Source organism: Rhodoferax sp. GW821-FHT10B06 (assembly GCF_059415605.1).
The window spans coordinates 115540-141703 of sequence record NZ_JBWKNO010000004.1; the positions used below are offsets into that span (position 1 = coordinate 115540).

Here is a 26164-nt window from a genome sequence, read left to right on the forward strand (position 1 = left end):
AGTAATACCTGCGCTGGCAGCTATTTATTTGCTAGCACTGTGGTTCAGGCCAGGCGGGCGCGGTGCCGTGCGATTTGCGCGCTGACCTGGGCCGGCGCGGTGCCGCCCAGGGTGTTGCGGGCATTCATGGAGCCGCGCAGGCTGAGCACGTCGTACACGTCTTTTTCGATCTTCGGGTTGAACTGCTGCAGCACCGACAGCGGCAGCTCGGACAGGTCCACGCTGTGCGCGATCGCGGCCTTCACAGCATGGGCCACGGCCTCGTGCGCGTCGCGGAAAGGCAGGCCTTTTTTGACCATGTAGTCGGCCAGATCGGTGGCGGTGGCGTAGCCGCGCAGGGCGGCGCGCTCCATGGCCTCGGCCTTGACGGTGATGCCGCCGACCATTTCGGCAAAGATGCGCAACGTGTCTTTCAGCGTGTCCACGGTGTCGAACAGCGGCTCTTTGTCTTCCTGGTTGTCCTTGTTGTAGGCCAGGGGCTGGCCCTTCATCAGGGTGATCAGGCCCATCAGGTGGCCGACCACGCGGCCGGTCTTGCCGCGCGCCAGCTCGGGCACGTCGGGGTTCTTCTTCTGCGGCATGATGCTGGAGCCGGTGCAGAAGCGGTCGGCGATGTCGATGAAGCCAAAGCTTTGGCTGATCCACAGCACCAGCTCCTCAGACAGGCGGCTGATGTGCACCATGGCGATGCTGGCGGCGGCGGTGAATTCGATGGCGAAGTCGCGGTCGCTCACGGCGTCCAGGCTGTTCTGGCACACGCCTTCCATGCCCAGGGTCTTGGCCACGCGTTCGCGGTCCAGCGGGTAGCTGGTGCCGGCCAGGGCCGCACTGCCCAGCGGCAGGCGGTTTACGCGCTTGCGCACGTCCAGCATGCGCTCGGCGTCGCGGGCAAACATTTCCACATAGGCCAGCATATGGTGACCAAAGCTCACCGGCTGGGCTACCTGCAGGTGGGTGAAGCCGGGCATCACCACGTCGACATTCTTTTCGGCGATGCTGACCAGGGCCAGCTGCAGATCGGTCAGCAGGCCGTTGATCAGGTCCATCTCGCCGCGCAGCCACAGGCGCACGTCGGTGGCCACCTGGTCGTTGCGGCTGCGGCCGGTGTGCAGGCGCTTGCCGGCGTCGCCCACCAGCTGGGTCAGGCGGGCCTCGATGTTCAGGTGCACGTCTTCCAGGTCCAGCTTCCACTCGAAGTTGCCGGACTCGATGTCGGCGCTGATCTGCGCCAGGCCGCGCTGGATGTCGGCGTGGTCCTGCGCAGCAATGATGTTTTGCGCGGCCAGCATCTCGGCGTGCGCCAGGCTGCCGGCAATGTCGGCCTGCCACAGGCGTTTGTCAAAAAACACGCTGGAGGTGTAGCGCTTGACCAGGTCGCTCATGGGCTCGGAGAACAGCGCCGACCAGGCTTCGGATTTTTTGTCGAGTTGGTTTATGGAGGAGGACATGCGGCAGGCACCAATGTGGCAGAGGGGGAGATGGAGTGGCGTACCAACGGCCGGTTCATACCCAATAATCGGGCCTTGTCATGGACGTTGGTATGCAAGAGACGCAAATTTTATCGAGCTTCGGTACGCTAGCCGACCCGGATGCCCCCACGCGCGTGTCCAGGGCCCTGGTATTTGATGCCTGCCAGGTGGGTGTGATCCTGCGCGCCGTGTTGTTTGTCGAGCTGGCGGTGGCCGTGGCGGCGCTGTTTGACGCCCTGGGTGCGGGCGATTGGCTGACCCGGCTGGCCCTATGGACCGGTGGTGCCTTGCCCGCTGTGCTGGTCTGGCTGCTGTCCGCCTGCAGCCTGAAGCGCACGCTGGCGCGCCTGCCACCCTGGGCGCAGTATGTGGCCGGTGTGCTGCTGGGCGCGCTGGCCGGCCTGTATGGCTGCGGCATGCTGGCCCTGATCGGCCTGATGGACCCCGTGCCCTGGCTGGCCTGCGCGGCGGCGGGCGCCTGGTTGTCGGCCATGGTGGTGGCCGGCCTGGTGCTGCGTGCCCGTGCCCGTACGCCGGCGGCTACCACGGCGCGGCTGGGCGAGCTGCAGGCGCGCATACGGCCGCATTTTTTGTTCAACACACTGAACAGCGCGATTGCCCTGGTGCGCGCCGAGCCGGCCCGGGCCGAGGCCCTGCTGGAAGACCTGAGCGACCTGTTCCGCCACGCGCTGGTGGACCAGGGCGAGTCCGTCACGCTGGAGCAGGAGACCACCTTGGCCGAGCGCTACCTGTCCATTGAGCAGGTGCGCTTTGGCGAACGCCTGCGCATCCACTGGGCGCTGGACCCGCGCGCTGCCCAGGCCCAGCTGCCGCCCCTGCTGCTGCAGCCGCTGGTGGAAAACGCCGTCAAGCACGGTGTGGAGCCCAGCGCCAGTGGGGCCGACCTGCGCATCAGCACCGAGCGGCGCGGCGACACGGTGGTCATCAAAATCAGCAACACCGTGCCCGCCGGGCCGGGCGCCGCCGGCTTTGGTGTGGCGCTGGACAATGTGCGCGACCGCCTGAAGCTGCTGCACGACGTGCAGTGCCAGTTCCAGGCGGTGCTGAAGGATGGCATCTATCTGGTGCGCATCGAGATACCAGTATGAAAGGACGCGGCCCATGACTCTGCGCATATTGATCGTGGACGACGAGGCGCTGGCCCGCGCCCGGCTGCGCACCCTGCTGGGCGACTGCAAGGTGCCGGCCGCCCAGGTGGTGGCCGAGGCGGCGAACGCGCAGCAGGCTTGCGCCGCGCTGGCCAGCCAGCCGGTGGACCTGCTGCTGCTGGACATCCACATGCCCGGCATGGACGGTCTGCAACTGGCCCAGCAGCTGCAGGCCCAGCCCCGGCCGCCGGCCGTGGTCTTCGTTACCGCCCACGCTGGCCATGCGCTGCAGGCCTTTGACCTGGCCGCGGCAGATTACTTGACCAAGCCGGTGCGCCTGGAGCGTCTGCAGCAAGCGCTACAGAAAGTGGAGCGGCTGCTGCAGGCAGCACCTGCGCCAGAGCCCGATTTGATGCAGGATGTGCTGGTGATACACGACCGCGGCCGCACCGAGCGCGTACCCCTGGCCAGCGTGCTGTATCTGAAGGCCGAGCTGAAATACGTCACCGTGCGTACCGCCAGCCGCAGCTATGTGTTGGACGGCTCCTTGAGCGAGCTGGAGGCGCGTCACGCCAGTGTGTTTATCCGTGTCCACCGCAACGCCTTGGTGTCGCGCCGTGCGCTGCGGGCGCTGCTGAAGCATTTCGACCCCGAGGAGGGCGAGGGCTGGGCCGTGCGCCTGCAGGGGCTAGATGAAGTGCTGATGGTGTCGCGCCGCCAACTGGCAGCGGTGCGCGAAGCCATGGCGGGTTAAGCTCTGAGCCTATGGAACTAAGCTGCCTGCACCACGCCGCCATCATCTGCTCCGACTACGCGCGGTCCCGGGACTTCTACACCCGCATTCTGGGCCTGCGCATCGTGGCAGAGAACCTGCGCGCCGAGCGCCAGTCCTACAAGCTGGACCTGGCGCTGGCCGATGGTTCACAGATTGAGCTGTTTTCCTTCCCCGCGCCGCCACCGCGTCCCTCGCGGCCCGAGGCTTGTGGTCTGCGCCACCTGGCGTTTGCCGTGGTGGATCTGGATGCGAACATCGCCAGCCTGCAAGCCGACGGCGTGGCCGTGGAGCCGGTGCGTGTCGATGAATTCACAGGCCGGCGCTTCACCTTTTTTGCCGACCCCGATGGCTTACCCCTTGAACTCTACGAAGTGAACCCGTGACCCCCATGAAAACAGTCTGGATCGTAGACGCCGCGTACATGTACAACTTCGGCCGTTCACGTGCCAACGGCTTTGACTACCTGAAGCTCAAGCACGAGCTGGTCAAGGCCAACGGCGGCCCGATCTACGAGAGCTACTACTTGAATTCCACCGGCGACCCGAACGCCGAAGCGCAAAACGCCTTCCACACCTGGATCAAGTCCGCGCCGCCCAAGGGCCCGCAGATGCGGGTGCAGCTGTACAAGCTCAAGGAGCAGCACAACCAGTGCCCGTCGTGCAAAACCCACTTCGACCGCACGGTGCAAAAAGGCGTGGACGTGGCAATTGCCACGCTGATGATCAAGCTTGCCGCTCAGGGCATTTACGACCGGGTGATCCTGTCGGCCGGCGACGGCGACTTTGAAGACGCCATCTCCTACCTCAAGTCCGATCTGCGCAAAGAGGTTTGGCTCAACGGCGCGCAGGCCACGCTGTCGGCCGATCTGCAGTGCTACGCCGACCGCGTGCTGTGGCTGGATGACATGGGCTCATCCATTGATAAATAGCGGTTGCTATTGAATTGGTAGCTTATGACGCAGTAGCTTCCTACGCTGGAGGCTTATTTTGTTCAGAAGCTTCCTTGATGGAGGCGAAGCGCGCGGCCAGCTCGCGGCGTACTTTTTTGCGCATGATGGACTGCTCGAAGCGGCGTTTTTCGTCGTCCGTGCTGGGCACCAGCGCCGGCACCGGCGCGGGCTTGCGGTCGTCGTCCACGGCCACCATGGTGAAGAAGCAGCTGTTCACATGGCGCACGCTGCGGCTGCGGATGTTCTCTGCCACCACCTTCACGCCCACCTCCATGGACGAGGTGCCGGTGTGGTTGATGCTGGCCAGAAAGGTCACCAGCTCGCCCACATGGATGGGCTGCAGGAACATCACCTGGTCCACGCTGACGGTGACCACATAGCGGCCGGCATAGCGGCTGGCGCAGGCGTAGGCCACCTGGTCGAGCAGCTTGAGCACGGCGCCACCGTGCACATTGCCTGAAAAATTGGCCATATCCGGGGTCATCAAGACCGTCATGCTCAGTTGGTGTGCTGGGAGTTCCATCGCGGGCTTTCGTGTAATTCTTGGTGCCGATTATTACTGTTTGCGCAAACCCAGCCGGCCCGCCAGCCGGACCAGATTCGCCCGGTGTAGGCCCAGTTCACGGGCCAGCGAGGCCCAGTTGCCCTGGTGGCGCTGCAGGCCTTCGGCGATGCGCTGGCGCTGGTGGTCGTCCAGCGAGGTGCGCAGATCGACGGGCGGCGTCGTATCGGCCGGCACGTCCACCGTTGCGGTTTGGGCGCCCAGGTCCAGATGCGCAGCCGTCAGGCTAACGATGCGCGCCCGGGGTGCCGCGCCCTGCATGGCCTTGAGCGCGCTGCGGGCGATCAGGTGTTCCAGCTCGCGCACATTGCCGGGCCAGCTATGTGCGAGCAGCGCGGCCTGGGCGTCGGCATCGAGGCGCAGGCTGCCCAAGCCGAGGCGGGATCGGTTCAGCTCCAGAAAATGCCCGGCCAGCAGCAGCACGTCGTGGCCGCGCTCGCGCAGCGGCGGCACGGGCAGCGGGTAGACGCTGAGCCGGTGGTAGAAGTCGGCGCGGTAGCGGCCGGCGCGCACCTCCTGCGCCAGATCGCGGTTGGTGGCGGCAATCACCCGCACATCGACGCGGTGCTCGCGGTCCGAGCCCAGGCGCTGCAGCTGGCCGCCCTGCAGCACGCGCAACAGTTTGGCCTGCACGCTCAGCGACAACTCGCCCACCTCGTCGAGGAACAGGGTGCCGCCATCGGCCAGCTCGAACTTGCCACGCCGGTCGGCCACCGCGCCGGAGAACGCGCCGCGCACATGGCCGAACAGCTCGCTTTCCACCAGCGATTCGGGCAGGGCAGCGCAGTTCAGGCTGATCAGCGGCCGGCTGGCGCGCGGCGAGGCGGCGTGCAGGGCCTGGGCCACCAGCTCCTTGCCGACCCCGGTTTCGCCGGTGATCAGCACCGTCAGGTCGCTGTTGCCCACGGTGGCGATGTCGGCCAGCAGGCGCTGGTGGGCTGGACTCTGGCCGATCAGCGTGGGCGCCGGGTGCTCTTCGGCCAGCGCGCGGTAGCTTTCGGCGCGCGCATGCTCGGCCTCGAACTGCTGGGCCAGCCCGGCCATGCGCTGCACCACGCTGACGGTGGCCGCCGCCAGGCTGGCAAAGGCCTGCAGATCGCCCAGGTCAACGCTGGAAAACCGTTCCTTGTCCAGCGCGTCCAGGGTCAGCACGCCCCAGGGGGTGTCGCCCAGCAGTACCGGGCAGCCCATGCAGTCGTGCACCTCCAGCTGCACGCCTTCGATCAGGCCGTCGTAGGGGTCGGGCAGCGGGCTGTCGGGCGGGAAGCGGGTTGGGCCGCTCGCCTCCAGCAGCTGCTGCAGGCGAGGGTGCTCGCTGACCTTGAAGCGGCGCCCCAGCGTGTCATGGCTCAAGCCATCCACCGCCAGTGGCAGCAGCCAGCCGCCGTCCAGCCGTAAAAGCGCGGCTGCATCGCAGGGCAGCAGGGCGCGCACGGCCTCCAGCAGGCGGCGGTAACGCTCGCCGTCGGGCAGTTCGCGTGCCAGGTCGTCGACCAGGGGCACCAGGGTCTGGAGCAGGCTTTTTGTTATCAAAATGATTCCTTGGTGGATCATTATGACTGCATCAAAAAGATAGTGTGTACGCCTAAGTGTTTGATTTCTATGGGCTACAGGGCGGGCATGGAACTTGAGTTAGTAGCTGCAGCCGGGCGCCGCCCTGCATCCGATTGAAAGCCACACATGCTGACCCCAGAACAACGCGCCATCGTCAAATCCACCGTGCCCCTGCTGGAAAGCGGCGGCGAGGCATTGACCACGCATTTCTACAAAATCATGCTGGCCGAGCACCCTGAGGTGCGGCCCTTCTTCAACCAGGCCCACCAGGCCAATGGCGACCAGCCGCGCGCCCTGGCCAATGGCGTGCTGATGTATGCCCGGCACATCGACCATTTGGAACAGCTGGGCGGCCTGGTGTCGCAGATCATCAACAAGCATGTGTCGCTGCAGATCGAGGCCGCGCACTACCCCATCGTCGGCGCCTGCCTGCTGCGCGCCATCCGCGAGGTGCTGGGCGCCGAGATCGCCACCGATGCCGTCATCGCAGCCTGGGGCGCGGCCTATGGCCAGCTGGCCGACATCCTGATCGGCGCGGAAGAAAAAATCTACGCCGATGTGGCGGCCGCCCCGGGTGGTTGGCGCGGTGCGCGGGCTTTCCGCGTGGCGCGCAAGGAAGTGGAGAGCGCCGAGATCACCTCCTTCTACCTGCAGCCGCAGGACGGCGGCACGGTGATCGGCTTCCAGCCCGGCCAGTACATCGGCCTGCGTCTGGTGGTGAACGGCAACGAGATACGCCGCAACTACTCGCTGTCGGCTGCGCCGAACGGCGTGGACTACCGCATCAGCGTCAAGCGCGAGGCCGGCGGCGTGGCCTCGAACTACCTGCACGACCAGGTGCAGGTAGGCACGGTGCTGGACCTGTTTCCACCCGCGGGCGACTTCGTGCTGGCCGCCAGCGACAAGCCGCTGGTGCTGATCAGCGGCGGTGTCGGCATCACGCCGACCCTGGCCATGCTGGACGCAGCGCTGCAGGGCACACGGCCGGTGCACTTCATACATTGCGCACGCAATCGGCAGGTCCATGCCTTCCGCCACGCCATCGAGGCACGTCTGGCCAAGCACCCGCAGCTGCAGCGCTTCTACGCCTATGACGAGCACAGCGGCGCGGACGATGTGCCGCATGCCGTAGGCCATCTGCAGCAGGCGCAGCTGGCCGAGTGGCTGCCCGCATCGCGCGATGTGGATGCGTATTTCCTCGGCCCCAAGCCCTTTATGCGCCAGATGAAAAAACAGCTGCGTGAACTGGGCGTGCCCGAGACACAAACCCGTTATGAATTTTTTGGCCCGGCTGCGGCTTTGGAATAGCTAGATTTTCGCGCCCACTTCGAGCGCGCAGTTGCGCAGCCAGGCCAGTGCCAGGTCGTTGTTGCGGTACTTGTGCCATTGCAGCATCTGGACCAGCTTGGGGATTTCCAGCGGGGGTTCCCAGATGCGGATGGGCAGCAGGTGGCGCACCCGCTCGGCCAGCCGCCGGTGCACGGTGGCGATGCGGTCGGTGCCCACCACCAGGCTGGGGAGGGCCGCCAGGGTTGGGGCTGTGACCTCGACCCGGCGGGTGATGCCAAAGCGCTCCAGAAACCAGCCATCGAATGCCGGTGTCTGCGCGGCACCGGAAAAGTTGGCCAGCACATGGCCGGCCGCCAGGTAGTCGTCAAAACTCAGCTTGTCCTGGATATGCCGGTTACCGGTCCAGGTCACGCACAGGTAGTTCTCTTCGAACAGGGGCTGGGACGGGTGGTCGGGCGAGGCGTATTGGGCAGGAATGATCAGCAGGTCTGCGTCGCCTTGTTCCAGCATTTCTGCGGGGTTGGTGTATTGCATGCGCAGGTCTATGCGCACGCCCGGCGCCTCGTGGTACAGCCGCTCCAGCAGAGCGGGTACGAAGACCGTGGTGGTGAAGTCGGACACCAGCAGGGTGAAGGCCCGCGAGGCGGTGGCCGGGTCAAAGCGGGGCTGCGCGGCAATCGTGCTGTCGATGCGCATCAGCACCTCGCGCACCGGTTCCACCAGCGCTTCAGCGCGTGGCGTCCAGATCAGCTGGCGCCCTGAGGGCACCAGCAATTCATCTTCGAAATAAGCCCGCAGGCGTGCCAGCGCATTGCTCATGGCGGGTTGGCTGAGATGCACGCGCACGGCCGCACGGCTGATGCTGCGCTCGGTCAGCAAGGCGTTCAGCGCCACCAATAGGTTGAGGTCGAGTTTGTTGAATCGCATGCTCGGGGTAACCCTTGGTATTGGTAGCGTGGATTTGTGGAATCGAAAGAATCCATTTTACGAATGCTTTACCCCTCCGTACATTCCGTTTCCAGGTCGGGGCAAACCGCAGTTTGCAGCCCACCGCAAGACAACAAAACGGAGACAAAAATGCACCCACGTCTATGGAGGCGGACCCCGTCCGCCCGGGCCACTCGCCTTTATTCCCATGCCCAGCTAATTACACATACGGCCATGGCCTGCGTCGCGCTGGGGGCCGTGCAGGGCGCCCAGTCCACGGAGCTGGACAGTGGCAACCCGGATCTCAGCTTGCGCTTCGACAACACGGTCAAGGCCAGCACCATGTACCGCTTGCGTAATGCAGACCCGGTACTGACGCAGTCTTTCAATGCACAGGGCGCACCACAGGCTTTGAACTTCAATGCCGGCGACCAGAACTTCAGCAAGCGCGGCTTTGTGTCGGAGCGGGTGGACTTGCTGTCTGAGTTCGACGCGGTGTACCAGGGCCGCTTTGGCCTGCGGGTGAGTGCCGCGGGCTGGTACGACCGGGCCTACCAGCGTGGTACGGACGCGCCCAACGACCCGACCAACGGCCAGTCACCTTACAACCAATTCGCCGACCACACCCAGCAGGAGTCGGGTCGCAAGGCGGAGCTGATGGATGCGTTTGTGTTTGGCGGCACCACCTTGGCCAACGGCAGCAAGATCAGCGGCCGGCTGGGCCAGCACACCTTGCTGTACGGCGAAAGCCTGTTCTTTGGCGACAACGGTATTGCGGCGGCCCAGGGGCCGACAGACGTGTCCAAATTGCTGTCGTCGCCGAACGCGCAGTTCAAGGAAATTGCCATTCCCGTGCCGCAGCTGTCGGGTCAGTGGCAGGTGGCGCCCAACTTCAGCCTCGGTGGCTATGTGCAGTTCCAGTGGAAAGAGAGCCGCGTGCCGGCCGCCGGCAGCTACTTTTCCACCGCCAACATTCCCTGGGGGGCCACCGGGCCGGAGTTTGTCGGCATACCTCTATCGGTACCAGGCGTGGGTGGCAACTATGTGGCCTCGCCGGGCAGCGACGACAAGCCGGGTAACAGCGGGCAGTTTGGCCTGCAGGCCAAGTGGCGGCTGGATGAGACCGACCTGGGCTTTTATTACGCGCACTACCACGACAAGACCGGTCAGCTTTACTCGCGCTTGAATCCCGGTGCCCCCACCACGGACAGCAGCTGGTTCTATGTGTTCGGCCGCGACATCGATGTGGCGGGTGCCAGCGTGACGCGCTCGATGGGCGACTTCAATGTGTCTGCTGAGGCATCGCTGCGCGACAACATGCCGATGAATGTAAACAACGCTGTGTATTTCGGCCCCAGCAGCGCATCCCGGCCTGCCTACCCGACTGGGCGTACCGCGCACATCAATCTGTCCACGATTGCCAGCTTTGGCCCGAACTTCCTGGCCAAGGAAAGCGGCCTGGCGGCCGAGGTGGCCTGGAACCGTGTGCTGCATAAGAACGACCCTGACAACGAGATCGACAAGGGCCGCACCCGCGACGCCAGCATCGTGCAACTGGTCTATACGCCGACCTACCGTCAGCTGTTTGATGGTGTGGACATCAACGTGCCTGTGGGCCTTCGCTACACCCTGTCGGGCCGTTCGAGCGTCACAGCCTGGGGCCCCAAGGGCACGGGCAGCGCCAACATCGGTATCGAGGGCAACTTCCGCAACACCTGGCAGTTCGGGCTGAACTACACCCGCTACATCGGCGCCAGCAAGCCTTTCCACGACTACAGCGCCGGCCAGTTCAGCGACGGCAACCCGCTGGGCGACCGCGATTTCATCTCATTGAACCTGCGCCGCACGTTCTGACTACGCGCATTGGAATTACCGGAGACACCATGAAAAAACCCCACCATACCCTGCTGGCGGCCTGCGGGCTGCTGATGGGCGCCGCCACCAGCCTGCCCGGCTGGGCCGCCGTGAGCGCGGAAGAAGCCGCGAAACTGAAAACTGAATTGACCCCTCTGGGCGCTGAAAAAGCCGCCAACAAGGACGGCAGCATTCCCGCCTGGACCGGCGGCATGACCACCGCGATTGCCGGTGACAAGGCCGGTGGCCGCCGCGGCGATCCGTTCAAGGACGAAAAGCCCTTGACCAGCATCACCGGCAAGAACGCCGACCAGTACGCCGACAAGCTCAGCGACGGCGTCATGGCATTGCTGAAGAAGTACCCCGACTACCGTGTTGATGTGTACAAGACCCACCGTACCGCCGCCGCTCCGCAGTGGGTGTATGACAACACGCTGAAGAACGCCACCCGTGGCAAGCTACAGGGCGATGTACCGGCCGATGTGGTGGGCGGCGTTCCCTTCCCCCTGCCCAAGGCAGGTGCAGAGGTGATGTGGAACCATATGCTGCGCTGGCGCGGTACCTCCTTCCAGTCCAAGGTCACCCAGTACCAGATCACGGCCGATGGCAAGCCGGTGATGACTACCGATGGCGTCATTGACTTTCAGATTCCGTATTACTACCCCGACGTCACGCTGGAGTCGTTCGCCAAGGCGCCCGAGACCCAGCTGATCCGCCTGGTCAATGTGGGGCCGCCGATACGCGCGGGCGAAGCCCTCGTTGGCCGCGACCAGATCGACCTGTCGAAAACCCAGTCCTGGATCTACCTGACCGGGCAGCGCCGCGTACGCAAGCTGCCCAACCCCTGCTGCGACACGCCATCTCCGGTCACTGCCGGGCTGATGAGCTTTGACGAGGTGCAGACCTGGTCGGGCAAGCTGGACCGCTTCGACTTCAAGCTGGTAGGCAAGAAGGAGATGTTCATCCCCTACAACGGCAACCGCCTGCTGCAACCCAAGACCGATGCCGAGGTGCTGGGCAAATACGGCGTCAACCCCGACTTCATGCGCTGGGAACTGCACCGCGTATGGGTGGTGGATGCCAGCCTACGGGCCGGCCAGCGCCACCCGGCCGCCAAGAGCCGCTACTACTGCGATGAAGACACTTGGACCTGTGTGCTGGCCGACCGCTGGGACTCCAACGGCCAGCTCTGGAAGAGCATCTGGACCGCCACCTTTGTCGCGCCCGACCTGCCAGGTACGGTGACCGGGGCTTTCGGCTTCAACGACCTGTTGTCGGGCACCGCCTATGTGGGTGATCTGTACAACGGCAAGTCGGCGCAATACACGCTGCAGCCGCGCTACGCCGACTCCACCTTCTCGCCCGATGCCATGGCCGGCGACAGCGTTCGCTGAGGTACATGACAACATGGTTTTGATTTCCTTGAAGCCAACGGGCCGGATGCGTGCCGTGCTGGTGTGCGCCGCTGCGCTGGCTGTGACTGCAGCCTGGGCCGCACCGGTGGGCAGTGCACTGGACCGTCCTGCCCTGGCCAGCCCGCAGGCCGCACACGCGGTGCTGCTGGGCGCGGCCTTGGCCGGCCCGCGGGTGGTGGCGGTGGGCGAGCGTGGCATTGTGCTGCTGTCGGACGACGCAGCCGGCCACTGGCGCCAGGCCCAGGTACCCACCAGCGTGACCCTGACCGCTGTGCGTTTTGTGGATGCGCAGCACGGCTGGGCCGCGGGCCACAGCGGTGTGGTGCTGGCCACGGTGGACGGTGGCGAGACATGGGTGCGCCAGCTGGACGGCAAGCAGGCGGCCCAGTTGGTGCTGGACGAAGCCCAGGCTCGCGGTGATGCTGCGGCGGTAAGGAACGCCCAGCGCCTGGTGGCCGATGGCGCCGACAAGCCCTTGCTGGATCTGCATTTCTTTGACGCGCAGCGCGGCATCGTCGTGGGCGCCTACAACCTGGCTTTCATCACCGAGGACGGCGGCCGCAGCTGGAAGCCCTGGGGTCAGCAACTGGACAACCCCAAGGCCTTGCATCTGTACGCCGTGCGCGCCCTGGGCAGCACGGTGGTGATAGCGGGCGAGCAGGGCCTGGTACTGCAATCGCAAGATGCCGGCCAGCACTTCACGCGCTTAACCACGCCCTACCCAGGCAGCTTCTTTACAGTCGAACTGCCCGCCTCTGGCGAGATCGTGTTGGCTGGTCTGCGCGGCAATGCCTGGCGTTCCACGGATGCGGGCGCTACCTGGTCGGCCTTGGCGGCGGCTGCGCCGATTTCCTTCACGGCCTCGGCATTGCGTGCGGGGCAGGGGGCTGTATTGGCCAACCAGGGCGGGCAGCTGTTTGCGTTGCGTGACGGCGTCTTGAGCCAGTTGCCTGGCGCGGCATTGCCATCGCCAACGGGCCTATTGCCACTGGCCGATGGCCGCCTGCTGGCGCTCACAGTACGTGGCGCAATGGCCGTCGCTGCGGGGGATGCACCATGATGGCTCCTCCATCTCTGCCGCCTACCCAAGCGGCCTTTGATCTGCAGTCTGGCTCACTGGTGGAGCGGCTGCTGTTCAACCACCGCATGTGGGTGGTGTGCGTCTGCGCGCTGGTCACACTGCTGCTGGGCTGGCAGGCCACCCGGCTGGACCTGAACGCCAGCTTTGAGAAGACCATTCCTGGCCACCACCCTTACATCCAGAATTACCTGCAGCATCAGAACGAGCTGCGCAGCCTGGGCAACGCCGTGCGCATTGCGGTGGCCAACCCCAAGGGCGGCATTTATGACGCAGCCTATCTGGAGACCCTGCGCAAGATCAGCGATGAGGTGTTTCTGATGCCTGGCGTGGACCGTGTGGGCATGAAGTCGCTATGGACGCCATCCACTCGCTGGGTCGGCGTGACGGAGGACGGCCTGGAGGGCGGCCCGGTGATCCCCGATGGCTATGACGGAGGAGCGGCCAGCCTGCAGCGGCTGGAGGCGAATATCGAACGTTCGGGCGAGATCGGCCAGACCGTGGCGCTGGACCGGCGTTCCAGCGTGCTGTTCGTGCCGCTTCTGGCACGCGATGCCCAGGGCAATGCGATGGACTACCGCGCATTGTCCCAGCGCCTGGAGGTGCTGCGCGCCAAGTACAACGCACAAGGGGTGTCCATCCACATCACCGGCTTTGCCAAGATCGTGGGCGACCTGATCGACGGCGTGCAGGCGGTGCTGGTGTTCTTTGCGCTGGCGGTGGCGATTGCCAGCGTGATGGTGTTTGCCTACACCCGCTGCGTGCGTTCCACCGCGCTGGTGGTGGCCTCGTCCACGGTGGCCGTGGTGTGGCAGCTGGGTCTGCTGCCCTTGCTGGGCCAGCAGCTGGACCCGTATTCCATCCTGGTGCCTTTCCTGGTGTTTGCCATCGGCATGAGCCATGGTGCGCAGAAGATGAACGGCATCATGCAGGACATTGGCCGTGGCATGCCCAGCCTGGTGGCCGCACGCTTCACCTTCCGCCGCCTGTTTCTGGCGGGGCTAACGGCGCTGCTGGCCGACGCCGTGGGCTTTGCGGTGCTGCTGGTGATCGACATCCAGGCCATCCGTGAGCTGGCCCTGGCTGCCAGCCTCGGCGTGGCGGCGCTGATCTTCACCAACCTGATCCTGCTGCCGATTCTGCTCAGCTACACCGGCGTCAGCCCTGCGGCCGCGCAGCGCAGCCTGCGCGCCGAGGCGGGGGATGCCAGCGGTGCGCCACGCAGCCCGCTGTGGGTCTGGCTGGACCGATTCACCCAGCGCCGCTGGGCCACGGCAGCCGTGGCTGGCGGTGTGCTGCTGGGCGTGGCCGGTGCGTTGGTGTCGTCGCAGCTGAAGATTGGCGACCTGGATCCGGGCGCCCCCGAGCTGCGCGCCGACAGCCGCTACAACCGCGACGTGGCTTTCATCAACAGCGCCTACGGTGCAGGCAGCGACGTGTTGGCAGTGATGGTTAAAACGCCCGAAGGCCAGTGCTCCCAGTACGAGACGCTGAACAAGGTGGATGCGCTGGAATGGCAGCTACGCCAGTTGGACGGCGTGGAGTCCACCAACACCCTGGCGCTGCTGAACCGCCGCGTGCTGACCGGGTTGAGCGAAGGCAACCCCAAGTGGTACGAGTTCCTGAACAACCAGGACATGCTCAACACCGTGACCGCCGGCGCGCCGCGCGGGCTGTACAACGACAGCTGCGGCCTGCTGACGATATACGTCTACCTGCGTGACCACAAGGCCGACACCCTGACACGCGTGGTCGAGCACGTGGCCGCCTTCGCCCATGACAACGACACACCGGACGTGCAGTTTCTGCTGGCGGCAGGCAATGCCGGTATCGAGGCGGCTACCAATATCGTGGTCAAGCAGGCCTGGCACCAGATGCTGCTGATGGTGTATGGCGCCGTGGTGCTGCTGTGCTTCATCACCTTCCGTTCCTGGCGTGCGGTAGTGGTGGCGGTGCTGCCGCTGGTGCTGACCTCCTTTTTGGCCGAGGCCTTGATGGTGGCCTTCGGCATGGGCGTCAAGGTGGCCACGTTGCCGGTGATTGCCTTGGGCGTGGGCATAGGCGTGGACTACGCGCTGTACATCCTCAGCGTCACCCTGGCGCAGCTGCGTGTCGGTGCCAGCCTGTCGCAGGCCTATTACCAGGCTCTGCTATTCACCGGCAAGGTGGTGATGCTGACCGGTGTGACGCTGGCGATTGGCGTGATCACCTGGGTGGCCAGCCCCATCAAGTTCCAGGCCGACATGGGTTTGCTGCTGGCCTTCATGTTCCTCTGGAACATGCTGGGCGCGCTGATCCTGCTGCCGGCGCTGGCCCACTTCTTACTCAAACCCGCCGCGCAGACGGCACCCAAGGAGACAACAGCATGAAAACAGATACCGAGCATTGGCAGGGCCGGGCCATTCTGCTGCTGGCCCATGTGGCCGGCATGGTGGACCTGGTGGCGCTGCCCGTCTGGGTGGGTTCCGCATTGATAGGCCAGTACCAGCTGAGCCCGCCGCAGGCCGGTGCCATGGTCACGGCATACCTGGCGGCGGCAGTGCTGGCCAGCCTGGTGTTCGCTCCACGCTTTCACCGGCATGCGCCCTGGCGGGCCGCGCCATTGGGCTATGCGATCGCCTTTGCTGCCTTTGCTGCCATCACCCAGACTACGCATGTAGGTGCCATGACGGCACTCCACGCCTTGGCCGGGTTTGGCGCAGGCATGGGCTTGTCGTTCGTGCACGGCACCATAGGCCGCAGCGCCCGGCCGCACCGCTTGTTTGCCATCGTCAGCATCGGTCTGGGCGTGTCCGGCATCGTGTTCATCGGGCTGGCCCAGAGCATGGTGACCAAGCATGGCGGCGTGGCAATGTTTGCCATGTTTGCGGCCTTGATGGCCTGCGCCACCCTGGGCACGGCGCTGGCTTTCCCCCGGCCCACGGCGGTGGATGGCAGCGCCAAGCCGGTACCGCGCGAGGTCCAGCCCATTGCCGCACCGGTCTGGTGGGCGATTGCCGGTCTGACGCTGATGGCCGTCACGCAGTCCATGGTGTTCAGCTTTGCTGAGCGCATCGGTACTGAGCGGGGTTTTGGCGACCGCGTGCTGGTGGTGCTGGTCGTGCTGGGCTTCATCAACCTCTTGCCACCGGTGCTGGCCGCGCTGACCGAGCGGCGCTGGCCGGCTTTCGGCGCCGCCGCAGGCGGCGTACTGGTGCAGGCATCCTTGGCCATGGCGCTGGCCTGGGGCAGTGGCTTTGCCTTGTATGCGGTGGCTACCGCCTTGTTTGTGACGCCGATGATTTTCACCCACACCTTTGTCTTCGGCTGGCTGTCGCGTAACGACGCCAGTGGCCGCGCGGTGGCCTTGACGCCCGCCATGCTGATGAGCGGCGCGGCGATTGGCCCGGTGGTGGGCGGTGTGTTGGTAGCGGGTTTTGGCACGTCGTCCATCGGCTTGGCCGCGCTGCTGGTGTGCAGCGTGTCCTGGCTGTGCTACCGGCGCGCTGCTCATCTTTCGTCCGGCGCTGCGCAGGCTGTACCTACGCCCGCAGCGGCCCATTGATTTTTACTCTGAGAAAGCAGTTATGTTTCGTTACTTTCCCACCAATTATGTTTGGGACCTGTCGGTCAACCTGGCCATTGAGATGGGCGCACGCATGGGTGAAATCGAGGTCATGTGCAAGCCTTTGCAAGAGGCTGCCAAACAACCCGATGCCGCAGGCACCGCAGCCTTCCGCGAAACCTGGCAAAACATGGCCGAGAAGCTGTGCAGCCTGGCCGAAGAAGACGAGGCCGCGGGCCGCATGTTCTCCGCCGGTGAAAAATACAAACGCGCAGCCAACTACCTGCTGACCTGTGAACGGCTGCAGGCCCACGGTGCACCAGGGCGGCTTGCGCTGTACCAGCGCTTCGAAGAAATATTCGCCAAGGGCATCGCGCTGGCTGGCGACAACTGCGAGCGGGTGCAGATCCCCTACGGCGACAGCTTTCTCTCGGGCCTGCTGGTGCGCGCAGAAAAAACTGCGGGCCCGGCACCCCTGCTGCTGCAGGTCAACGGCCTGGACTCGACCAAGGAGATGAAGTACCTGGTGGGCCTGCCGGCCTGGCTGGCCAAGCGGGGCGTCTCGTCGCTGATCATCGACCAGCCCGGCACCGGCGACGCGCTGCGTCTGCGCGGCCTGACCGCGCGTTTTGACAGCGAACACTGGGCCAGCCGCGTGGTGGACTGGCTGGAAACCCGGCCTGACGTGGATGCCAAGCGCATAGGCATGGAGGGCGTGTCGCTGGGCGGCTACTACTGCCCGCGTGCCGTGGCCTTCGAGCCGCGCTTCGCCATGGGCGTGGTATGGGGCGCTAACCACGATTGGCGCGACGTGCAGGCCAAACGACTGGCCAAGGAAGGCAATCTGCCGGTTCCGCACTACTGGGCGCACGTCTGCTGGGTCTGGGGCGCCAAGGACATCGACGACTTCATGCGCATCGCGCAGGACGTGCATCTGGACGGGGTCCTGGACCGCATCAAGGTGCCCTTCCTGGTCACCCATGGCGAAAAGGATTCGCAGATCCCGCTGAAGTGGGCGCACCGTACCTACGAGCAGTTGGTGAACAGCCCCAAACGCGAACTCAAGATCTTCACCGACCGCGAGGGCGGGGTGCAGCACAGCAGCTTCGACAACAGTGCCAATGCCGGCGCCTTCATTGCCGACTGGGTGGCCGAAACATTGGGTGGTCGAACCGCTTGATTACGCAGTTAAATCAAGCGCAAGTAGCTATAAAAATAGGAGTATTCAATGAACGCAATGATCCACCGGCGGCACCTGCTGCTGGCCTCTCTAGCGCTGGGCGCGGCAGCTTCGGGCCATGCCCAGTCGGCGGCGCCAACCCCGGGGCCGTTTGACCTGAAGCTGATGATCCTGGGCCGCCGCCGGCCCGGCACCAGCCTGGCGGAACACCGCCAGCACATCCGCCATGTGCATGGCGAGATGGTGCTGCGCTACATCGCCACCGACCCGCAGAATGCGCCGCGCCGCTATGTGCAGAACGCGGTGTTCGACGGCCAATACCGCGCGAGCGCACCGGGCAGCGACCCGTTCGCGCTGAACCGCGATTTCGTCACCCAGATCTGGTTCCCGGACTTTGCCGCGCTAGGGTGTTCGCTGCAAACGCCGTTCTACCTGCAGAACCTGAAGGGCGACGAAGACAACTTTGTGGACCAGAGCACGGTGGTGCCATTGACGGTGCGCGAGCGCGAGCTGGTGGCCCCGCGCGAGCCGCTGGACGGCGCCTGCAAGCTGTTCTTCTGCATCCAGCGCGCGCCGGATGCCGACGCCGGGGCATTCCGCGCCGCCTGGCTGCAAGGTGCTGCGGAGCTGAAGACCTGGCCCGTGGCCGCCAAGCTGCGCCGCCACGTACAAAACGATGTGATGGCCAAACCCGGCACGACGGCCCCGCTGGATGGCATCGACGAATTCTGGCTGGACGACGAGGCCGCCGCCCGCACGCTGTGGACGCAGTGGCAGGCCTGGGTGCGCGACAAGCTGGTGGCACAGGGCCTGGCCACCGCATCCGGCCACTTTGGCCTGTTGGCAACCGAAGCCGTGCTGTATGCCGGGGCGCGCTGATTTTTCTCTTACTTCTGAACTGGGCAACAAGCTATGAACATTATTGGACCCGATGCACTGGTCTTTGGCGTGGACGACTTAGACGCCTGCATCCAGTACCTGACCGACTACGGCCTGGCGCCGGTGGGCGTCACTGCCGAAGGTGGGCGTTTCGAGGCGCTGGACGGCACGGCCGTGGAAGTCCGCCATCAGGCCGACCCGCGCCTGCCGCCCGCCATGGGTACGGCCAGCATGCTGCGCGAGACCGTGTACGGCGTGGCCGACGTGGCGACGCTGGACGCGATCGCCGCCGAGCTGGGCCGCGACCGCGAGGTGCGCCGCGACGCCCGGGGCCGCGTGCTGGCCGTGGACGATATGGGCTTTGCACTGGCCTTCCAGCTCAGCGTGCGCCGGCCTATCCAGTTGCCCGCCGAAACCGTCAACGCACCCGGTGCCGCGCCACAGCGCCCGGCCAACCAGGTAGGTGTTACGCCCGCCATGCAGGCCTTGCCGCGCTCGCTATCGCACGTGGTGTATTTCGTGCCCGATGCGGCCAAGGCCGAGGCCTTCTACCACCGTCTGGGCTTTGTCTGCACCGACCGCTTTACCGGCGTGGGTCCGTTCCTGCGCCCGGCCGGCACGGCTGACCACCACACCTTGTTCATGATCCAGACGCCGCCGTTCATGAAGGGCTGCGAGCACTTCACCTTCCACATGGGCGGGCCCACCGAGGTGATGCTGGCCGGCACCCGTTTCGCCAACAAGGGCTACCAGTCCTTCTGGGGGCCGGGCCGCCATCTGTTTGGCTCCAACTGGTTCTGGTACTTCAACAGCCCGCTGGGCTGCCACGTGGAGTACGACGCCGACATGGACCTGCACGACGCAGACTGGCTGGCCCGTGAGGCGCCCATGGGCGCGGACGCATCCCAGCTATTCCTATTCCAGCACCGCGACAAGTGGGCGCCATCCGGTGGCCCGCCACCCGGCGCGGCGCACTAAAGGTCAGGCCCATGACGCTGCTGTGCCACCTGGACGATGTGCCCCCGGGCACCTCACGCGGCTTTGACCCCGGGCATGCGGGCCGGGACACGCTGTTTGCGGTGCGCTGCGGCGAAGGGTTGCGGGTGTACCGTGACAACTGTCCCCACGCCAACAGCCCCATGGCCTGGCGCAAGGACGCGTACCTGAACCATGCGGGCGACGCCATAGTGTGCTTTGCCCACGGCGCGCTGTTTGATGTGGATACCGGCGCCTGCACGCTGGGGCCTTGTATGGGCCAGTCGCTGCAGGCCGTGGCCCACGCCATAGACGCCCAGGGTTATGTGAGATTGATAGATAAAAAGGAGATGCAAGAATGACAGCAGCACACAAGATTTTGGTGATAGGCGGGGGCTTCTCCGGCATGGCGGCGGCCATCCAGCTGCGCAAGCAGGGCTGCGCGGTGGACGTGGTCGAGATCGATCCGGGCTGGCGCTCCTATGGCGCCGGCATCAGTCTGGGCGGCGCCACCTTGCGCGCCTTTCGCACGCTGGGCGTGCTGGATGCGTTCTTGGCCCAGGGCTTTGCGGCCGATGGGGTGGACCTGTTCACCCCTGCCGGGCAGCAGATCGGTAGCCTGCCCACGCCGCGCATCGCTGGGCCGGACGTGCCCGGCGGCGGCGGCATCATGCGGCCAGTGCTGGCCAAGATACTGGCCGATGCCACCCGCGCATCCGGCGCCCAAGTGCGGCTGGGCTGCAGCTTCACTGCCATCCAGCAGGACGCGGACGGCGTGGACGTGCAGTTCACCGATGGCAGCCAGCAACGTTATGACCTGGTGATAGGTGCGGACGGCCTGTACTCGCAGGTGCGCAAGACCCTGTTCCCGGCGGCTCCGCAGCCCCTGTACAGCGGCCAGTGCGTATGGCGCGCCGTGCTGCCCCGGCCTGCGGAGGTGCAGCGCACCATGATGTGGCTGGGCCCCAAGGTCAAGACCGGGCTGAACGCCGTGTCGCAAGAAGAGATGTACCTCTTCGTGACCGAAGACCGGGCAACCAACGAGCGCCTGGATGCACAACACTTTCCGCAGATGCTGGCGGACTTGCTGGCACCTTTCCCAGCGCCGCTCATGCAAAGTGTGCGCGCCCAGCTGAATGCCGACGCGCAGATCGTCTACCGCCCGCTGGAAAGCCTGCTCATGCCCCAGCCCTGGTACCAGAACCGGGTCGTGCTGATAGGCGACACGGTGCACGCCACCACGCCGCACATGGCCTCCGGCGCATGCATCGGCATTGAAGACGCCATCGTGCTGGCCGAAGAACTGGCCGCCAGCACCGGCCTGGCGGATGCGCTGGAGCGCTTCCAGGCACGGCGCTGGGAGCGTTGCCGCATGGTGGTGGAGAACTCCGTGCGCCTGGGCGAGATCGAGATCACCGGTGGCGACAAGGCTGAGCATGCCCGCATCATGCGCGAGACGCTGATGGCCCTGGCCGCGCCCATTTGATGGAGGCACACAGCATGGCATTCCATCCCATCCGCCGCATCGTGACCGGGCACGACGCCCAGGGCAAGGCCATCGTCAGCGAGGCCGGGCCGTTGCCCACCGTGGTGGCCATCGAGAAGATCCCGGGCACCGTGTTCCATGAGGTCTGGTCCACCCAGGGTATGCCGGTACCGGTAGACAACGCGGCCGACCCGACGCTGGGCGCGCTGGTGCTGCCGCCCCCACAGGCCGGCACCCGCATGCGCATAGTGGACATCCCGCCCGATACCGAAGACTTTCTGGCCCATGGGGCTGCGGCGATGCACGACGCCTTTACCCAGATCGGCGATGCCAGCGCCTCCACTGTGCGGGCCGATTCACCGCATCCGCTGATGCACCGTACCGAGTCGGTGGACTACGGCGTGGTGTTGGATGGCGAGATGACCCTGGTGCTGGACGACAGCGCCACCCTGCTGCGCCAGGGCGATGTGGTGGTGCAGCGTGGCACCAACCACGCCTGGGCCAACCGCTCGGGCCGTATGTGCCGCATGCTGTTTGTGCTGGTGGATGGTGCCTACACGCCGGCGCTGCGTGCGGCATTGCAGGCCCGTAAGGGTGACTGAAAGGTCGCTTTTTTCAGGTTGGGACTATTTTTTCGATCTTCCCGTTTCGCCAGACGATTCCACCAGTTTCGCTTCACTTTGACCATAGACGGCCATTGAGGATTTCACATATGCCACGCCAATTCATTGACCTATCGATCTACCTGGAAAACGAGGTGCTGTCCGACCCGCCCCCGCTGGCGCCCAAGATCAGCTACCAGAAGCACCAGGACACCTTGCCAGAGTTCATGGCCATGATTCCCGGCACCACGGCCGAGGACTACCCGGACGGCGAGGCCGCTGCGGCGGAATGGGTGACCATGACCACGCACAGCGGCACCCACCTGGACGCGCCCTACCACTTCCACTCGACCATGGACGCAAAGAACGGCGAGAAGAAGCCTTCCATCACCATCGACGAGGTGCCGCTGGAATGGTGCTTCCAGCCCGGTGTGAAGCTGGACTTTCGCCACTTTCCTGACGGCTATGTGGCCACCGCTGCCGATGTGGAGGCCGAGCTCGCACGCATAGGCCACACGCTGGCACCGCTGGACATCGTGGTGGTCAACACCCGCGCCGGCTCGCGCTACGGTCATAACGACTTTGTGTCTGCCGGCTGCGGCATGGGCTACGAGGCCACCATGTATTTGCTGGAGCGTGGTGTGCGCCTGACCGGCACCGACGCATGGAGTTGGGACGCGCCGTTTTCCTATACCGCCCAAAAGATTGCCGAAACCGGCAACAAGGCATTGATATGGGAAGGCCACAAGGCTGGCCGCGACATCGGCTACTGCCACCTGGAAAAGCTGCACAACCTGGAAGCCTTGCCGGGCCACGGCTTCTACGTCAGCTGCTTCCCGCACAAGGTGCGGCGCGGCTCGGCCGGCTGGACGCGGGCCGTGGCGATTTTTGACGACGGCCTGATGGCCTTGCCCCGCTGAACAGGACACCCATGCGATTTGCCACACTTCCCAACGGCCAACTGGACGGCCGCCTCGTCATCGTCTCGCGCGACCTGCGCCAGACCTGCGATGCGCAGGATATCGCCCCCAGCCTGCTGGATGCCCTGCAGCGCTGGGACACCGTCGTGCCGGCCCTGCAGGCGCGCAGCGATGCGCTCAACGCAGGGCGGGCTGCAGAGGCCTTCGCCTTCGACCCACAGCAGTGCCTGGCGCCCTTGCCGCGCAGCCCGCAATGGTTGGATGCTTCGGCGTTCCTGAACCACGGCAGGCTGATGGAGCAGGCGTTCAACACACCGCCGATTCCCCTGTTCGACACCGTGCCAGTGATGTACCAGGGGGCCAGCGACGACTTCCTGGGGCCCCATGCGGACGTGCCGCTGCCCAGTGAGGCTGACGGCATCGACTTCGAAGGCGAGTTCGGCGTGGTGGTGGGGGCTGTGCCCATGGCTGCAACGCCCGCCGAGGCCTTGGCCGCTGTGCGCCTGGTCGTGCAGATCAACGACTGGAGTCTGCGCGCGCTGGGGCCGCACGAGATGAAGACCGGCTTCGGCTTTCTGCAGGCCAAGCCGTCTACCGCCTTCGCACCCGTGGCCGTGACACCGGACGAGCTGGGCACCGCCTGGCGGAATGGCCGTGTGCAGATGCGCCTCAAGGTCGAGCGCAACGGTGAGCGTTTTGGTGAGCCGCATGGCGGTGAAATGGGCTTTGGCTTCGGCGAGCTGGTGGCCCATGCAGCGCGTACCCGGCGCCTGACGGCGGGCTGCATCGTCGGTTCGGGCACGGTGTCGAACGTGGCGCGTGATGCCGGTTCGGCATGCCTGGCGGAGCGTCGCGTGATCGAGATGATTGACCAGGGCGCGGCCAGAACGTCCTTCATGCGCTTCGGTGAGCGGGTGCGCATGCAGGCGCTGTTTGAAGACGGCAGCGCCGGGCCCTTCGGTAGCATAGACCAGCAGGTCGTGCCGATGGCCCATGGCAGGGGCGGCTGATGCGTATCCTCGTCACCGGCGCTGCCGGTTTTGTAGGCCATACGCTGGTCCAGCGGCTGTTGAAGGACGGGCTGGCAGGCCAGCCGGTGGACCAGCTGGTCTTGATGGACCTGGCGTTTGCCGAGCCACCCAGCGATACCCGCGTGACCCACTTCGCGGGCAGCATTGCCGATCCGGCGCTGCGCCAGCGCGCGCTGGTCGAGCCGGTGGATGTGGTTTTCCACCTCGCCAGTTGCCCCGGCGGCTTGGCCGAAAAAAACTATGCCTTGGGTCGCAGCATCAACCTGGACGCCAGCCTGGGTCTGCTGGAAGACCTGCGCGCCCAGCCCCGGCCGCCCCGGTTTGTGTTTGCCAGCAGCGTGGCGGTGTACGGTGCCCATTTGCCCGCTGTGGTGGACGAGGCCACGCAGCCCGCACCGGCGCTGAGCTACGGCACCCACAAGCTGATGGTCGAGGCCCTGGTGGCTGACGCCACCCGACTGGGCTGGGTGCAGGGCTGCTCGCTGCGCGTGCCCGGCGTGGTGGCCCGGCCGGGGGAAGGCGCCGGCCTGATGTCGGCCTTCATGAGCCAGCTGTTCTGGCGTTTGCAGGCCGGCCAGCCCATCACCGTGCCCGTGTCTGCCCGGGGCCAGGCCTGGTGGATTTCCGTGGGGGCTTGTGTGGACAACCTGCTGCAGGCCGCCTGCATAGCCCCGGACCGACTGGATGCGCGCCACGTCTACCAAATGCCCGCGCTGCACCTGGCCGTGGCCGAGGTGGTGGATGCGCTGGCTGCACGCTACGGTGTCGACCGCCTGGCCTTGGTGCGTTATGCGCCAGATGCGCAGACCGAGCGTTTGTTTGCGGCATATCCACCCCTTCACACCCCCAAGGCGCAGGCTCTGGGTTTCCGGCACGACGGCAGCGTAGACTCCTTGGTGGTACGTGCGTTGGCGCCCTAGCCAGATGGGAGTTTGCAGTTGTTGCGGTGCAACGTAGAATTTCCCGATGCGCACACCCACTCCCTCCAGCACACCGGTCCATCGCATTCTCATTGTTGGAGGAGGGGCAGCCGGGCTGGAGCTGGCGACCGCACTGGGCAATGCACTGGGGCGTCGCGGCCTGGCCGACATCACGCTGATAGACCGAGCCCGCACCCATGTGTGGAAGCCCAAGCTGCACGAGATCGCCGCCGGCAGCATGGATGTGGGGCGGCATGAGCTGAACTACCTGGCCCAGGCGCACTGGCACCATTTCCACTACCGCCTGGGCGAGATGAACGGCCTGGACCGCGCCAACAAGCTGGTGCACGTGGCACCCTTCATCGATGAAGACGGCGTGGCCGTGACCAGCCAGCAAAGCTTTGGTTACGACACCCTGGTGATGGCCGTGGGCAGCCGCAGCAACGACTTTGGCACGCCCGGTGTGGACCAGCATGCGCTGAAGCTGGAAACCCTGGCCGACGCCGAGCGCTTCCACCGCCGCATGCTCGACGCCTGCATCCGCGCCCATGCGCAGACCACGCCCCTGAGTCCGTCGCAGCTGCATGTGGCGGTAATTGGTGCCGGTGCCACGGGCGTGGAGCTGGTGGCCCAGCTGCACCGCACCACGCGCGAGGTGGTGGCGTTTGGCCTGGACCGCATCGACCCCGAGCGCGACATCCAGCTGCATTTGATCGAGGCTGCGGACCGCATCCTGCCTGCGCTGTCGCCACGCATTTCTGCCGGTGCGCTGGACCTGCTGAACGGCCTGGGCATCAAGGTGCACACCTCGGCCCGGGTATCGGGCGTGGCCGCCGACAGCGTGCAGCTAGCCAGCGGCGAGGTGATTCCGGCCGAGCTGCTGGTTTGGGCGGCCGGTATCAAGGCGCCGGGCTTTCTGCAGGACATCGACGGCCTGGAAACCAACCGCATCAACCAGCTGGCGGTGCACCAGACCCTGGTGACCACCCGCGACGAGAACATCTTCGCCATGGGCGACTGCGCTGCCTGCCCCTGGCCCGAAAAGAACGGCTTTGTGCCACCGCGCGCCCAGGCCGCGCACCAGCAGGCATCGCACCTGTTCAAGCAGATCCAGCGCCGTATGGCGCGTAAGCCGCTGCAGCCCTACCATTACCGCGACTTTGGTTCGCTGGTGTCGCTGGGGGATTACAGCGCCGTGGGCAGCCTGATGGGCGGGCTCATGGAAGGCAGCCTGTTCATCGACGGACTGGTGGCGCGCGTGATGTACACCTCGCTGTACAAGATGCATGAACTGGCGCTGCACGGCGTGACCAAGGTGGCCCTGGAAACCCTCACCCGCGCCATCACACGCCGCACCGAATCGCACGTCAAGCTGCATTGACGTGGCGTAAGCCTGCGTTTTGACCATGGAGCCGGTCGCGACGCACTTCCTTAAAAAAGTATTTTTGCTATCGCAACCGTGCGCAATTTCATGGCACGAATTCGACAACCCCCTCTACACTTCGCGGGCCAAAAGGCGCTGACGCCGGTTCTGCCATCTCGATGCGGCAGGCCGGCACGGAAGTAAAAAAACGGGTTGGCCCCTCGCGGGGCATGGCCCATATTGGAGACAAATTGAAATGGTTCGTTCTTACCTACGAGGGCT

At 65.4% G+C, this 26164-nt stretch carries 24 protein-coding genes; 20 read left to right on the forward strand and 4 right to left on the reverse strand.

The genetic code is table 11. The annotated features are described in order from the left end of the window. Window positions 1–44: 44 nt before the first annotated feature. Window positions 45–1436, reverse strand: coding sequence for an argininosuccinate lyase (gene argH / locus AC07O2_RS07925; RefSeq protein ID WP_495075481.1), 1392 nt, complete (start codon window positions 1434–1436; stop codon window positions 45–47). 104 nt (window positions 1437–1540) lie between these two features. On the opposite strand from argH, the gene AC07O2_RS07930 reads away from it, so the two are divergent. From AC07O2_RS07930 to AC07O2_RS07945, 4 genes are read left to right on the forward strand one after another with little or no spacing between them, the layout of a single operon-like run. Further along, window positions 1541–2578, forward strand: a complete 1038-nt coding sequence (locus AC07O2_RS07930) for a sensor histidine kinase (RefSeq protein WP_495075195.1) — start codon at window positions 1541–1543, stop codon at window positions 2576–2578. Window positions 2579–2591: 13 nt separating this feature from the next. Beyond that, a complete protein-coding gene (locus tag AC07O2_RS07935; protein WP_495075196.1) occupies window positions 2592–3332 on the forward strand; it encodes a LytR/AlgR family response regulator transcription factor in 741 nt (246 codons plus the stop codon). Window positions 3333–3343: 11 nt separating this feature from the next. Continuing rightward, window positions 3344–3736, forward strand: a complete 393-nt coding sequence (gene gloA2 / locus AC07O2_RS07940; protein WP_495075197.1) for an SMU1112c/YaeR family gloxylase I-like metalloprotein — start codon at window positions 3344–3346, stop codon at window positions 3734–3736. A gap of 5 nt (window positions 3737–3741) precedes the next feature. Next, window positions 3742–4281, forward strand: coding sequence for an NYN domain-containing protein (locus AC07O2_RS07945; protein ID WP_495075198.1), 540 nt, complete (start codon window positions 3742–3744; stop codon window positions 4279–4281). Between the two features lie 40 nt (window positions 4282–4321). Here AC07O2_RS07945 and AC07O2_RS07950 read toward each other — a convergent pair whose 3' ends face one another. Together AC07O2_RS07950 and norR are read right to left on the reverse strand one after the other, a co-directional pair. Continuing rightward, complete coding sequence (locus AC07O2_RS07950; protein WP_495075199.1) at window positions 4322–4825, reverse strand: acyl-CoA thioesterase; 504 nt, start codon at window positions 4823–4825, stop codon at window positions 4322–4324. 33 nt (window positions 4826–4858) lie between these two features. After that, window positions 4859–6418 (reverse strand): nitric oxide reductase transcriptional regulator NorR, encoded by a 1560-nt coding sequence (norR, locus tag AC07O2_RS07955; protein WP_495075200.1) that lies wholly within the window; start codon window positions 6416–6418, stop codon window positions 4859–4861. 126 nt (window positions 6419–6544) lie between these two features. Here norR and hmpA point away from each other — a divergent pair, with 126 nt between their 5' ends. Next, the gene (gene hmpA / locus AC07O2_RS07960) at window positions 6545–7726 is read left to right on the forward strand and encodes an NO-inducible flavohemoprotein (protein WP_495075201.1); all 1182 of its coding nucleotides are present in this window, start codon (window positions 6545–6547) and stop codon (window positions 7724–7726) included. Here the strand turns inward: hmpA and AC07O2_RS07965 are convergent, their stop codons facing one another. After that, the gene (locus AC07O2_RS07965; RefSeq protein ID WP_495075202.1) at window positions 7727–8635 is read right to left on the reverse strand and encodes a LysR family transcriptional regulator; all 909 of its coding nucleotides are present in this window, start codon (window positions 8633–8635) and stop codon (window positions 7727–7729) included. A 234-nt stretch (window positions 8636–8869) separates the two neighbouring features. Here AC07O2_RS07965 and AC07O2_RS07970 point away from each other — a divergent pair, with 234 nt between their 5' ends. The 15 genes from AC07O2_RS07970 (at window position 8870) to AC07O2_RS08040 (ending at window position 25900) form a co-directional block, all read left to right on the forward strand. Further along, a complete protein-coding gene (locus AC07O2_RS07970; RefSeq protein WP_495075203.1) occupies window positions 8870–10489 on the forward strand; it encodes a DUF1302 domain-containing protein in 1620 nt (539 codons plus the stop codon). Window positions 10490–10518: 29 nt separating this feature from the next. Beyond that, window positions 10519–11883, forward strand: a complete 1365-nt coding sequence (locus AC07O2_RS07975) for a DUF1329 domain-containing protein (protein ID WP_495075204.1) — start codon at window positions 10519–10521, stop codon at window positions 11881–11883. A 13-nt stretch (window positions 11884–11896) separates the two neighbouring features. Continuing rightward, on the forward strand, window positions 11897–12964 hold the full coding sequence (locus tag AC07O2_RS07980) for a WD40/YVTN/BNR-like repeat-containing protein (protein WP_495075205.1): 1068 nt from the start codon (window positions 11897–11899) through the stop codon (window positions 12962–12964). Beyond that, window positions 12964–15351, forward strand: coding sequence for an efflux RND transporter permease subunit (locus AC07O2_RS07985; RefSeq protein WP_495075206.1), 2388 nt, complete (start codon window positions 12964–12966; stop codon window positions 15349–15351). Before AC07O2_RS07980 ends, AC07O2_RS07985 begins: the two co-directional genes overlap by 1 nt. Further along, window positions 15348–16526: an MFS transporter gene (locus AC07O2_RS07990; RefSeq protein WP_495075207.1), complete on the forward strand. Its 1179-nt coding sequence runs from the start codon at window positions 15348–15350 to the stop codon at window positions 16524–16526. The genes AC07O2_RS07985 and AC07O2_RS07990 overlap by 4 nt, the downstream gene beginning before the upstream one ends. A gap of 22 nt (window positions 16527–16548) precedes the next feature. Continuing rightward, window positions 16549–17706 carry an alpha/beta hydrolase family protein gene (locus AC07O2_RS07995; protein ID WP_495075208.1) on the forward strand — a complete coding sequence of 386 codons (1158 nt, stop codon included), beginning with the start codon at window positions 16549–16551 and terminating at the stop codon, window positions 17704–17706. 48 nt (window positions 17707–17754) lie between these two features. Beyond that, a complete protein-coding gene (locus AC07O2_RS08000; RefSeq protein WP_495075209.1) occupies window positions 17755–18585 on the forward strand; it encodes an EthD domain-containing protein in 831 nt (276 codons plus the stop codon). Between the two features lie 33 nt (window positions 18586–18618). Further along, window positions 18619–19563 (forward strand): VOC family protein, encoded by a 945-nt coding sequence (locus tag AC07O2_RS08005; protein ID WP_495075210.1) that lies wholly within the window; start codon window positions 18619–18621, stop codon window positions 19561–19563. An 11-nt stretch (window positions 19564–19574) separates the two neighbouring features. Further along, window positions 19575–19922, forward strand: coding sequence for a Rieske (2Fe-2S) protein (locus tag AC07O2_RS08010; RefSeq protein ID WP_495075211.1), 348 nt, complete (start codon window positions 19575–19577; stop codon window positions 19920–19922). Next, window positions 19919–21046, forward strand: a complete 1128-nt coding sequence (locus AC07O2_RS08015; protein ID WP_495075212.1) for an FAD-dependent oxidoreductase — start codon at window positions 19919–19921, stop codon at window positions 21044–21046. The genes AC07O2_RS08010 and AC07O2_RS08015 overlap by 4 nt, the downstream gene beginning before the upstream one ends. A gap of 14 nt (window positions 21047–21060) precedes the next feature. Continuing rightward, entirely contained in the window at window positions 21061–21648 is a 588-nt protein-coding gene (locus AC07O2_RS08020; protein WP_495075213.1) for a cupin domain-containing protein, read from the forward strand. 110 nt (window positions 21649–21758) lie between these two features. Beyond that, a complete protein-coding gene (locus tag AC07O2_RS08025) occupies window positions 21759–22568 on the forward strand; it encodes a cyclase family protein (RefSeq protein WP_495075214.1) in 810 nt (269 codons plus the stop codon). Between the two features lie 11 nt (window positions 22569–22579). Continuing rightward, window positions 22580–23578: a fumarylacetoacetate hydrolase family protein gene (locus AC07O2_RS08030; protein ID WP_495075215.1), complete on the forward strand. Its 999-nt coding sequence runs from the start codon at window positions 22580–22582 to the stop codon at window positions 23576–23578. After that, window positions 23578–24519 carry an NAD-dependent epimerase/dehydratase family protein gene (locus tag AC07O2_RS08035; RefSeq protein ID WP_495075216.1) on the forward strand — a complete coding sequence of 314 codons (942 nt, stop codon included), beginning with the start codon at window positions 23578–23580 and terminating at the stop codon, window positions 24517–24519. The genes AC07O2_RS08030 and AC07O2_RS08035 overlap by 1 nt, the downstream gene beginning before the upstream one ends. A 46-nt stretch (window positions 24520–24565) precedes the next feature. Further along, a complete protein-coding gene (locus tag AC07O2_RS08040) occupies window positions 24566–25900 on the forward strand; it encodes an NAD(P)/FAD-dependent oxidoreductase (RefSeq protein WP_495075217.1) in 1335 nt (444 codons plus the stop codon). The last annotated feature ends 264 nt before the right edge of the window (window positions 25901–26164 follow it).